General features: G+C 75.1%; 7 protein-coding genes and 1 pseudogene. 2 read left to right on the top strand and 6 right to left on the bottom strand.

All coding sequences use genetic code 11. The features are described 5' to 3' along the window. Positions 1-5: 5 nt before the first annotated feature. Positions 6-569: a GNAT family N-acetyltransferase gene (locus IH44_RS0126955; RefSeq protein WP_232795104.1), complete on the bottom strand. Its 564-nt coding sequence runs from the start codon at positions 567-569 to the stop codon at positions 6-8. Between the two features lie 128 nt (positions 570-697). Between IH44_RS0126955 and IH44_RS0126960 the strand changes: the two genes are divergently transcribed. Beyond that, positions 698-1,114, top strand: a complete 417-nt coding sequence (locus tag IH44_RS0126960) for a nuclear transport factor 2 family protein (RefSeq protein WP_030462332.1) — start codon at positions 698-700, stop codon at positions 1,112-1,114. A 76-nt stretch (positions 1,115-1,190) separates the two neighbouring features. On the opposite strand, the gene IH44_RS0126965 is transcribed toward IH44_RS0126960, so the two are convergent. Both IH44_RS0126965 and IH44_RS0126970 read right to left on the bottom strand, forming a co-directional pair. Continuing rightward, a complete protein-coding gene (locus tag IH44_RS0126965; protein ID WP_030462333.1) occupies positions 1,191-2,633 on the bottom strand; it encodes an MFS transporter in 1,443 nt (480 codons plus the stop codon). Positions 2,634-2,703: 70 nt separating this feature from the next. Beyond that, on the bottom strand, positions 2,704-3,165 hold the full coding sequence (locus tag IH44_RS0126970; RefSeq protein ID WP_030462334.1) for a MarR family winged helix-turn-helix transcriptional regulator: 462 nt from the start codon (positions 3,163-3,165) through the stop codon (positions 2,704-2,706). Positions 3,166-3,418: 253 nt separating this feature from the next. On the opposite strand from IH44_RS0126970, the gene IH44_RS0126975 reads away from it, so the two are divergent. Then, positions 3,419-4,240 (top strand): alpha/beta hydrolase, encoded by an 822-nt coding sequence (locus tag IH44_RS0126975; RefSeq protein WP_081967146.1) that lies wholly within the window; start codon positions 3,419-3,421, stop codon positions 4,238-4,240. Positions 4,241-4,351: 111 nt separating this feature from the next. Here IH44_RS0126975 and IH44_RS48535 read toward each other — a convergent pair whose 3' ends face one another. The 3 genes and pseudogenes from IH44_RS48535 to IH44_RS46705 all read right to left on the bottom strand — a co-directional run. Then, positions 4,352-5,113 (bottom strand): hypothetical protein, encoded by a 762-nt coding sequence (locus IH44_RS48535; protein ID WP_232795105.1) that lies wholly within the window; start codon positions 5,111-5,113, stop codon positions 4,352-4,354. 152 nt (positions 5,114-5,265) lie between these two features. Further along, on the bottom strand, positions 5,266-6,030 hold the full coding sequence (locus IH44_RS0126985) for a DUF4239 domain-containing protein (RefSeq protein WP_030462337.1): 765 nt from the start codon (positions 6,028-6,030) through the stop codon (positions 5,266-5,268). A gap of 109 nt (positions 6,031-6,139) precedes the next feature. Next, positions 6,140-6,421, bottom strand: a pseudogene (locus tag IH44_RS46705) (hypothetical protein); the annotation flags it as partial.

Raw genomic sequence — 6,421 nt, forward strand, 5'->3', positions numbered from 1 at the left:
AACGGTCATCCGCCGGAGCTCTCCGGCCCGGGCCGCCTGACGTAGCGCCACATGTCGCGCGGCTGCCCGCCCACCTCCTGGTGGGCGGGCCGCAGGCCGGTGCACCGGAAGCCGGCCCGTTCGGCGGTGCGGATCGAGCCGGTGTTCCACGGTTCGACGTACAACTCCAGGCCGGGCAGGCCGAGTTCGCCGAACGCCCAGTCCACGGCGGCGTCCAGCCCCACCGCGGCGGCGCCCTGCCCGCGGGCCGACCCGACCACCCAGTACCCGACCGTCGCCCAGCCGCGCAGCGGCAGTTCGCCCACCCACAGGCCGACGTTGCCGACGGCCCGGCCCGCCGGGTCGACGATCACGAAGGGGTAGCCCGTCCCGATCCGGGTGCGCCGCCACTGCCGTTCCACGTACGCCGCCGCCCCGGCCGCGGTGTAGGGCGCCGGGACGGTGCTGATCAGCGGGATGTACGGGTCGGCCGCCGCCTCCCGGAGCAGCCCGGTGTCGTCCGGGTGCCAGCGGCGCAGCCGGAACCCGTGCGCGGCCGGGAGTTCGGGCATCGTCCGGGGCAGTTCCACGGCCCCATCCTGCCGCACCGGGGATTCCTGCCGCACCGGAGATCCGCGGTTCCGGCCCGCCCCGCCGCCGCCCGCACTAGGCTCGTCGGCACACCGACCGTCCCGCCCACCCGTCCGGGGGTTCCACCGTGCCCGTCTCCGCCACCTCTCCCCAGGCCGTCCTGGCCCGTTACCGCGCGGCGATGCTCGCCATGGACGCGGACGCGCTCGCCGAGCTGTACGCGCCGGACGGGGTGCACGAGTTCCCGTTCCGCTTCCCGGGATTCCCGGCCCGGTACGAGGGGCGCGAGGCGGTGCGGGCCGGGTACGGGGCGGCGTGGGCGGCGAGCCCGGCCCGGCCGGCGGAGGTCGAGGAGGTCGCGCTGCACCTGACGGACGATCCGGAGGTGCTGGTGGTCGAGCAGGTGGTCCGGGGCGAACTCGCGGGCGGACGGGGCGCTTTCGCGGTGCCCGGCCTGCTGGTGCTGCGGGTCCGGGACGGGCTGCTGGTGCACGTCCGCGACTACATGGACGGCCTGGCCGTCTCCGGCGCCCGCCCGAACTGAACCGCCCGAACTGCGCCGCCCGAACTGCACCGCCCGGGCCCGGCAACGGCCCACCAGCTCCGCGGGCGGCGGCGGCTCAGCGGGCGGCCGCCGGAGGCGTGCGCAGGCCGCGCAGGGTGCGGTCGAAGACGGTGAGCAGCAGGAACAGCACAGCGGCGGCGAGCATGATCCAGGCCAGTTGGTGCATGCCCGCGGTGCCCGCGTGCGGCCCGTACGCGGCGGCGGTCGCGGCGGCGGCGACCATCGAGCCGAGGTAGGCGAAGGTGCGCAGCAGCCCGGCGGAGGAGCCGGTGCGGGCCGGGTCGGACTGGAGGAAGACGGAGTTCTGCAGGGCGAGCCCGTTGGCGCCCTGCGGGATGCCGAACACCACGGCCAGCACCAGCAGTTCCCACAGCGGGCTGTGCCCGCCGAGGGCGAGCATCAGCAGGCAGGCGGCGATCTGGCCGACCGCGCCGGTCAGCAGCATCGCCCGGATGCCGCCGCGCCGCCCGGCCAGCACCGAGACCCCGATCCCGACCAGGAAGGTCGGCGCCTGCACCAGCCCGGCCTGCAGCGGCGACAGCCCGAAGCCCTCCTCGGTCCACTGCGCGAAGCCGTACAGGAAGGCGTAGGCGACGACGTACGCGGCGAGCGCGCGGGCGTAGGTGGCGAGCAGCGGGGTGTTGCCGCCGAGCACCTTGACGTCGATGAACGGGTGCGCGGCGCGGCGCTCGCGGACGGTGAAGGCGACGGCGGCGGCGAGGGTGAGCGGCGGCAGGTACCAGCGGTCGGCGTGCGGGTGCATCAGGAACAGCAGCAGCGAGAGCAGCAGGGCGGCGAACAGCGCCATCCCGGGCAGGTCGATCCGCCCCAGCGGGCCGGGGGCGTCGGAGGAACGTTCCTCCGGTTCCCGCTCGGACAGTTGCTTGGGCAGGCGGAGCGCGCCGAGGGTGACGGCGAGCAGCGACAGCGGGATGTTCAGCGCGAAGGTGCTGCGCCAGCCGCCGAGGCCGGTGAGCAGCCCGCCGAGCAGCGGGCCGATCACGGCGACGGTCTGGTTGGCGACGGCGAGCAGGGTGAGCACTCCGGCGGGGCTGCCCTGCCCGGTGCGCCGGGCCTCGGCGCGCAGCAGGGCCATCGCGGCGGGGTAGCCGGCGCAGGTGCCGAAGCCGAGGACGACGCGGGCGGCGATCAGCGTCCCGAGGTCGGGGGCGAGGGTGCCGACGACGCCGGCCACGCCGACCAGGGAGGTGCTGGCCAAGAACAGCCGGCGCGGCCCGAACAGGTCGATCAGCCGTCCCACCACGGGCTGTCCGAGCGCGGTGGCCAGGTACAGCGCGGACACCAGCCAGGCGGTCTGCGCGGGCGAGGCGCCGAGGGCGGCGCCGATCGGGACCAGCGCGACGGCGATGATGGTGGAGTTGATCGGGTTGAGGACGGAGCCGAGCACCATCGGGGGCACGAGTCGGCGGTCGATCGCGGCCGCCTCGGCGGGCTTGCCGGGGGCGGTGGCGGTGGCGACGGTCTCACGTTCGGTCATGGTGCTTCTGCCGCTCGGTGGTTGCGTGGGGGGGGAGGGTGAGGAGTGAGGGGTGTGGGAGACGGGGGTGTCAGTCCTGCACGAGTCGTTCGAGGACGGCCATCGCCGCGATCACGGTCTGCCGTTCCTCCTCGGTGCACTTGCGCTGGAGTTCGGCGGCCAGCCACTCGCCGCGGGCCCGGCGGCCCTCCTCGGCGCGGCGCCGGCCCTCGGGGGTGAGGGCGATCAGCAGCCGGCGGCCGTCCTCGGGGTCGCGCTGCCGCTCGACCAGGCCCTCGGCGGCCAGCGCGGCGATGGTGGTGGCCATCGACTGGTGCCGCATCCCCTCGGCGACGGCGAGGTCGCTGGTGGTGAGGCCGCCGGTGCTGTCCAGCAGCCGTCCGACGGTGGACGCCTGGGTGAGGGTGAAGTCCCCCGTCCCGGCCGCGGCCCGGATCCGGCGGCGCAGCTTGCCGATCACCGACCGGACCCGCTGCGAGGCGCGCACGGCGGACGGCGCGGGCTCGGCCGCCGGTTCGGAGTCTTCGCTCATGCGGTCCAGCCTAGGTTTCCGCCCGCCGAATGTACAGTTTCCCTGTAGATCTCACCTCCGGCGGCCCGCCCCGCCGCCCGGCCGCGCTTGGCGGACCGGCACCCGCACTGCTACCTTCGGCGAGGCCGTGCGAGAGAACGAGGAGGTGGTACCCGTGGACGCAGTATCGACGTGGGTGCTCCCCTCCGAGGCCACGGTCGGACGGTAGGTCGTCCGGGAGCGCCGTTCACCAGCTCTCCCGAAAGGCACGACCGTGCACTTCACCTCCGACCAGTACCTCGACGACCGGCACGCCGATGACCGGCAGCACGCCGATGTCCGGAACCCCGACGACCGGCACGCCGACGACCGGCGCCCCGACGGCGGCGTCCGCGAACGCGAGTTCACCCTCGACGGGATCCCCGGCGTCCTGTGGACGCCCGCGAACGCCACCGCCGACGCCCCGGTCCCGCTGATCCTGCTGGGCCACCCCACGCTCGGACTGCGCCGCATGCACCCCCGCCTGCTCGACCGCGCCCGGCACGCCGCCGCGGACGGCTTCGCCTCGGCCGCCCTCGAACTCCCCGGCTGCGGCGAGCGCCCCCGCGTCCCCGCCCTCGACCTGGCCCGCGCCGAACTGCGCCGGACGATGGAGGCCGGCGACCCCGTCGGCGACGAGCTCATCGACGCCCTCGTCCTCCCGCTCGTCGACCAGGCCGTCCCGGAGCTGCGCTCGGCGCTCGACGCGCTGCTCGCGCTGCCCGAACTCACCGGCCCGGTCGGCTACTCGGGCGGCGTGATCTCCGTCGGCGTCCGCCTCGCCGCGGTCGAACCGCGGATCGCGGCGGCCGGCCTCTTCGCCGGCAGCCTCATCCCCCGCTCCACCTTCGAGGAGGCCCGCCGGGTCACCGTCCCGCTGCACGTCCTGCTGCAGTGGGACGACGAGGGCAACGACCGCCAGGCCTCCCTCGACCTGTTCGACGCCTTCGCCTCCCCGGAGAAGTCGCTCAGCGCCAACATGGGCGGCCACACCGGCGTCCCCGCGCACGCGGGCGACGCCGCGGGCCGCTTCTTCGCCCGCCACCTGAAGCCGTAGCCGCCCGGCGGCCGACCGCCCCTCGTCCGGGGCGGTCGGCCGTCACCGCCCCCAAGGCCCGAGGGTCCGGTGCCCGGGGGCCCGGTGCCCGAAGGCCCGGTGCCCGGGGGCTCAGGGCAGGGCGACGCCGTACCCGGCGAGGCCGTCGCGGAGTTCCTCCCGGCCGGTGCGGACCAGCCGGCCGCCGGTGAAGTGGCGGTCGTCGGTGAGTTCGGCGACGCAGCCGGGCGGCGGGACGAACGTTTCTGCATCCTCGGCGGTCTCGAACTCGGCCTCGGCCAGCACCAGTCCGAGCAGCGGGCCCTCGAAGACGTCGACCCCGAGCGGGGGCACGCTCAGCCGGGTCTTGGTCAGCTCGGGTCCGGGCAGCGCGGCCCGCAGCCGGGCGTACTCCTGCTCGGAGAGGTACAGGTTGGTGATCAGGCCCTGCACCGCCCCGGGCTCGCCCGGCGGGACGGGCACCTTCTGGGTGAGTTTGTACGTGCACTCGCCGGTGTCGAGCCGTTCGACCCGGCGCAGCCGCAGCCGGGTGCCCTCCACGTAGCGGTCGGTGATCCGGCGGGCGACGGTGACGGCGCCGGGGGCGGGCAGCCGGTCGAGCAGGAACCGGCGCTCCCGCTCGACCCGCGCGTACTTGCCCGCCTTGACCGCCTTGTCCGCCGCTGTGCGGTGCCCGGAGTCCGCCGCCGTGCCGCGTCCGGAGTCCGGCGCTCCCGCGCCGCACCCGGTGTCGGACGCGGTGCGGTTCGCCTGGTGTTCCCCCATGTCGTGCTTCCCCTTCGCGCTGTCCCCCGTAGCGCCCGCGTCGCCGCCCGGGGCGGCGGCCCGCGCGGGCTCCCCGTCGGCCGCCCGCAGCAGGACCCCCGTCGGCATCGCGGGCGGCTCCTCCCAGCGTAGTGCGCGAACCGCTCCGGCACGGCTCGCGCCACCCGATGTTCCGGATGTCCAGTCAGTTCCGTTCACCGGAGCGGCAGTTGGCGCAGCGAACCGGACACCTGCAACCGGCCGGAGGAACCGACGGCCGCTCAGCTGCCGAGGAACGGGAACAGGTTGAGGAACGGGTCCGTGGTCACCGAGACGCCGCGCCCGAACGGGTCGTCGAAGTCCCAGATCAGGAACAGCAGGAACCCGATCAGCGCACTGAACGTGCCGGCCAGGATCAACTCCCGCCGCGAGCGCCCGATCTGGAGCGCGAACAGCATGCCGATGGTCACCACGGCGCCGATCACCAGGCCGAACCAGACCACTCCGGGCATGGTCGGGCCGACGTTGCCGCCGCGCGAGGTGCGGGTCTCGTCGGCGATGGCGATCTTGTCCATCATCGCCTGGTACGCCTGCGCCTCGATGTCGTTCTGCGGCGCCCGCTCGGCGACGTCGGTGCGCAGCTTGGCGAGCAGTTCGGTGCCCTCGGGGCTGATCTCCCCGTGGGTGCGCATGTAGTGCCACTCGGTGTTGACCACGAACGAGACGTAGTTGTCGACGTCCTTCTCGACCACGCCGCGGTAGTCGGCGGGGAACACCTCGGCCCGGGCGCTGACCTCGTGCAGCGACTGGGCCTCGGCCTGCACGTCGTCCTGCGCGGCGGACCGGGACTCCCAGACGCCGGCGATCGCCAGGCCCAGCACGATCGCGTAGACCACGCCGATCATCATGGTGATGTACTCGATGACGTCGGGCGTCTCCGAGGTGTCCTCGTCCCGGTCGCTCTTGCGGTGTCTCACCAGCACGACCACGACGACGACCAGGCATGCCCCGGCCATTGCGAGGGCGAGTGCCAGCCATTCGGACATGACGGGTCCTCTCCTGAACTGTTGGGGTTGTCCGGCCCGGAGGGTCCGGCCGGAACGGTGCTTCGCGGGGCCTCGCCCACGCGGAACGGTTCGGTTGCCTGACGGTGCGTCAGGAGCGGCCGCGGCGCCCGGCGCCGCCGGACTTCCCGCGCGGGCGCAGCGCGGCGGCTGCGAGCACGGCGGGGACGGTGACCACCAGCATCCTGGTGGTGGTCGGGGTGCCGTGGTGCCGCGGTGCCGGGGCGGGCAGCGGGGGCGGCGGCAGGTGGACGACCGCCCGGGGTGCGGGCCCGCTGGGTGTGGGGCTCGGCGCGGGGGTGGTCGGCGTGGCGCTGGGCGTCGGCGCGGGCGGTGGCGCCGCGTCCGGGGTGGGCGCGGGCCGGGCGGGGGT

The organism is Kitasatospora sp. NRRL B-11411 (assembly GCF_000721345.1).
Lineage (GTDB): Bacteria > Actinomycetota > Actinomycetes > Streptomycetales > Streptomycetaceae > Kitasatospora > Kitasatospora cineracea.